The organism is Candidatus Planktophila sp. (genome assembly GCA_030681675.1).
Lineage (GTDB): Bacteria > Actinomycetota > Actinomycetes > Nanopelagicales > Nanopelagicaceae > Planktophila.
The window spans coordinates 1-4,541 of sequence record JAUXRP010000027.1 but is presented as its reverse complement, the minus strand read 5'-3'; the positions used below and the strand labels follow the sequence as shown (position 1 = coordinate 4,541).

The 4,541-nt window shown below is 45.7% G+C and carries 4 protein-coding genes; 2 read left to right on the top strand and 2 right to left on the bottom strand.

Annotated elements, in window-relative coordinates; all coding sequences use genetic code 11:
* Positions 1 to 1,689 (top strand): hypothetical protein (locus Q8K48_06335; GenBank protein MDP1852017.1); only part of this gene is annotated, 1,689 nt, incomplete at its 5' end.
* Entirely contained in the window at positions 1,686 to 2,642 is a 957-nt protein-coding gene (locus Q8K48_06330; GenBank protein ID MDP1852016.1) for an NAD(P)-dependent oxidoreductase, read from the top strand. The genes Q8K48_06335 and Q8K48_06330, both read left to right, overlap by 4 nt.
* On the opposite strand, the gene Q8K48_06325 is transcribed toward Q8K48_06330, so the two are convergent.
* Positions 2,629 to 3,537, bottom strand: coding sequence for a transketolase C-terminal domain-containing protein (locus Q8K48_06325; GenBank protein ID MDP1852015.1), 909 nt, complete (start codon positions 3,535 to 3,537; stop codon positions 2,629 to 2,631). The two genes, Q8K48_06330 and Q8K48_06325, sit on opposite strands and share 14 nt — an antisense overlap.
* The gene (locus Q8K48_06320; GenBank protein MDP1852014.1) at positions 3,537 to 4,358 is read right to left on the bottom strand and encodes a transketolase; all 822 of its coding nucleotides are present in this window, start codon (positions 4,356 to 4,358) and stop codon (positions 3,537 to 3,539) included. Before Q8K48_06320 ends, Q8K48_06325 begins: the two co-directional genes overlap by 1 nt.
* Between the last annotated feature and the right edge of the window lie 183 nt (positions 4,359 to 4,541).

The window sequence follows — 4,541 nt, the reverse complement described above, 5'->3', positions numbered from 1 at the left end:
GCTCTTAAAATAACCGCAGGCAGCGGTCCCGATATCCCACAGAATTTAATGACGGTACTTGCCCAACAAGGAGTTGGATCGACATGGGCGCAAGGTCGAGATAATTTTTTAGCTTTCTTAGGGGACAAAAACTTAGGTGAGGCTATTTATCACTTGTATCAACTACCTTCGATGCAACAACAAGCGGGTTTCGACTATCTAATTTATGGCACTCGCTGGGGTTTGAGTATCCCCTTTGCGCAAGTATTACGGATTGATCCTTCTTACCTTATTATCGGACAAGGTTTAACTATCTCTGCAGGAATCGCGGCGCTAGGATTAATAATCTATTCATTTTCTCGTTTGGTTTTTGAGCGCTACTCATTATCATTCTTGCTTTTAATTGCGTCAATTTCATCGGCGCCAATTATGGTTCAAGTATTTAATGGAGGAATGGCACAAGCATGGGCCTTGCCTGGTATCGGCTTACTTTCAAGTACCTTGCTACTTACGCTTTATTTAAAAACTAAAGAGGAGTTAACCCCGAATGCTTTCAGAGGCTTGATTGCGCTCTCAGCCTTTGGATGGCTTGCAAACGCTGTGACGTATATAGATTCAAGCATGACTTTAGCGGCAGTATTCGCAATTTCTGCGATCTTTTTAGGAATTTTGGCCAAAGGTGATTTGAGTCTTTCGCTAGTTAAAACCATGTTTCTGGGTGGGGTTATTGCAGCGATAATTGTTGTGCCGTATACCTATGCCGCGATTACAACTATGGGTATTCGATTAAAACTAGCTTCTGGCACTGGATTCCTCTTCAATCACTGGCCATTGCCATCTGAGATGCTTGGCGTAATTAATATCTGGACAGGAACGGCCGGTACTCCGCGAGATCCAGCAGTGATGCTCATCGGAGTTCTATTATCGGCTGCAATTATCTGGCTTGTGGTGCGTGGACTTACGAGTAAGGTTGCATGGGATAAGTCAGTTTCTATCCTAGGATTATCTATTGTAATTGTTTGTGCAGCAGTTGCCTTCTGGTCAAAAAATACTAGTTTAGGAAGCAATTACTCGTATGTAAAAGTAGCTACATATGTCGGGCCACTATTTTTACTGATAATTGGCGAGAGAATGTCTCAGAATTTACAAGTAAAAGTGGGGAAAAAAGCTAAGAATTCAAAAAATGATTCACATATTTTACTTCGAATGATTACACCAGTGACCTACGTGGCGATCATGGTAGTTTCCGTTATCTCCACTAACTCCGGATTAGTGAAACAACAGGAGTATTCATATCCTTCGGCCATGACGGCAATTCTAAATGACGATGCTGCGCAAGCAGAGTTAAAGAACTATAACTATTTGACCTCATATCGTTCATTAAGTAATGCTCTTGGTTTTGTGGGCGATACATATTGGATTGCCAAGGCACCAAATGATATTTTGTTGGAAACACGAATGAGCAACGAACTTCGGATTATCTGCTTCGTTGGTGATGCAGCGTGTGTCCCTAAAACACCTGAGATAACTGGAAATGTATTGAATAAATATAGTTTAAAGGTCTATCAATCCCCCATCACTACTACGCAGTTCGCAGCCTTGAAGCCACTGGATCGCTTTTATGCAGCGATGGATGCAGTGGGACAACCACGATTTGATGTTCCTGATCGATTTGTTGGCGGAAATCCACTTCTTAAACCAAATACATGAGAGTTATCGTCGCTGGATCATCAGGTTTTTTAGGGTCATGGATTTGTAGAGTTTTATCGGCACAGCACGAGGTAATTGCCCTCGTCCGCCCGAGCTCGGATACATATCGGCTTACCGGAATTGATGGGTTGCAGATTGAGCGCCGAGAGAGCGATGGTTGGGCAGGTTTCATATCGACTGAAAAACCCGATGTTTTGATTCTTGCCGATTGGTGGGGGGTTGGAAATCACGATAGAAATGATGCCCGCCAATCCGAGAATATTGAGCGCATGAAAATCATGGCCGTAGCGGCCAGGGATTCAGGTGTTGGCTTTGTCATCGGCGTGGGTAGCCAAGCCGAGTTAGGACCAGTCTCTAACCGAATCACTGAAGATTTACCTGATATTCCGACAACCAAATATGGCACAGCAAAGGTAGCCGCACGAAAGATTATGCAGAGCACACTTGCCGGATCGCAAACTCGATTTGCGTGGATGCGAATTTTTTCTACCTACGGACCTTGCGATACCGATACGTGGTTGATTCCACAGTTAATCGATACCTTAACAATGGGCGAGGTTATGGATTTAACAAAGGGCGAACAGGAGTGGAGCTATCTACATGCCTTTGATTTAGCACGTGCCTTTGAAGCTGTTATCGAAAGTGGATCTATATCAGGTGTTGTCAATGTGGGAAATCCGCAGACCGTAATTTTAAAAGAAGCGGTACTTATTATCGCCAATCAATTAGGTGCCCAAGGCTTACTTGGTTTTGGAAATTTACCGTATCGCCCAGATCAAGTAATGAAGTTAGAACCGGCCTGCGAATCACTCACTGCAATTGGGTGGAAACCAGTTGTCTCTTTTGAGAATGGAATCGCGCAGACAATCCAGTGGCGACATCGTATGGTTTTAGATCCGTTGCGTTGTGATGATGGTCAGGAAGTTGTATTTAAACTACCTACAAGGCGTTAAATTTCGCGATTATATTTTCAACGTTAATTCCATTGGCTGTGCGCAAAAAACTTTGATCGCCAATCTGCGAGAGATTATTTTGGTTGGCAGCGATTAAACCAATTGCGCCATGCAGGTTAGCTGCATTCATCGCCTCGAGAACGGCAGCACCCACGCCACCGCGATATGAGTGCTCTTCAATAACTATGACGGGACCTTTACTTAACGCCTGTCGAATGTAATCAATATCAACTGTAGATATGTAAGGCATTGAGGCAACGGCAACTGAAATCCCCTGTGCTGCTAAAGCATTTGCTGCGGCAACGGCGACGGTGCCGACTGAGCCAGCAAAGATTAAAGTTCCGGAAGTGCCAGGGGAGAGTTCATTGATTTTCCCTGGTGCGGGTTTTGGTCTGGTGGTGTGAATAGTTGGTTCGCCACTCTTGCCCAAGCGCAGGTACGTAGGCTTTTTTGAAGCGATTATTAAGGTGGTCAGTTCGGCTGTTTCAGCTGGATCTGCCGGCACTATTACCTCCATGTTAGGAAGTGCGCGCAGCACTGCAATATCTTCAAGGGCGTGATGGGTGTAGCCCTGACTGCCATAGGCATAGCCCGCGCCAACGGAGACAATTACAACTGGGTTGTTCATCAGGCAGACATCGTTACGAATCTGTTCAAGGCAACGAAGTGTTGGAAAGTTGCCGATGCTGTAAACAAAAACTCTTTTTCCGGTCGATGCATATCCTGCAGCCATTCCCATCATGGCCTGTTCGTTCACGCCGGAGTTAATGAACTGGCCAGGTAGTTCCCTTTCGAAGGTATCAAGGACGCCGTACCCTAAATCGCCGGTCATCAAAATAATATTTTTGTCTTTTTTAGCCGCTTCCAGCAGAGTTGCAACAAAGGTATCGCGCATCAGTAGTTTTCACTTATCTGCTCGAAAGCTTTGGTGACATCGTCGGCCGACGGCGGTTTGTAATGCCACAGCACGCTATTTTCCATAAAGTCCACACCTTTACCTTTAGTCGTATCGGCGATGATGCACTTGGGTCCAGTTTGTGTTGAGAGTGATTCGGCTAAGAGAGAATAGTCATGGCCCGAAATAGTGTGCGTCTGCCAACCGAAGGCGATCCACTTATCGGCAAATGGCTCAAGCCTTAACGTATCTTCGGTAAAGGTCAGAGATTGAATCTTGTTGCGATCTATGATGACAACTAAGTTATCTAGTTCGTGGTGATTTGCAATCATCGCCGATTCCCATGTAGTGCCTTCATCGCATTCACCATCAGACATCACTACGAATACACGGCCCTTTGCCCCGCTCTTCTTGCGCGACATTGCAATTCCTAGGCCATATGGCAGACCGTGGCCAAGAGAGCCAGTCGAAAGCTCAACACCGGGCACACCCTTAGATGTTACGTGGCCACCGAGAGGGGCATCGTTGTTGCAGTATTGTGCGAGCCAATCCTTTGGAAAAAATCCCTGAAGCGCTAAAACTGAGTACAGCGCAGATGCTGAATGACCCTTCGACAAAATGACAATGTCACGATCGGCGGCATCCATATTTGCCGGCGAAATATTGGCCGCTCCCGAATAAAGAACACTTAAAATATCAACGACCGACAGTGCCGATGCCACATGGGATGCCTTTGCGGTACTTGTCATTGAAATGATTTCTCGCCGAGCCGCGAGAGCTAGATCGGCGGCCTTGATGAAGGGTGTTACGGCATCAGACAACGTTCTACCCCTTTAACTCGATTACATATACGGGCAAGGATAGTAATATAGGGCTCTAAATACCGCTTCCATAATCCTTGGGGGTTTGTGCCGTTAGACTTTGGCTCTAATCTCTTTAAGGGGGAATTTCGTGAAAGCGGTAATTCTTGCAGGTGGTTTAGGAACGCGTCTTCGTGAAGAGAC

What these genes read in the sequence shown, in the direction of transcription:
- Q8K48_06330 (MDP1852016.1), top strand. Translation starts at nt 1,686, where the DNA reads ATGAGAGTTATCGTCGCTGGATCATCAGGTTTTTTAGGGTCATGGATT.
- Q8K48_06325 (MDP1852015.1), bottom strand. Translation starts at nt 3,537, where the DNA reads ATGCGCGATACCTTTGTTGCAACTCTGCTGGAAGCGGCTAAAAAAGAC.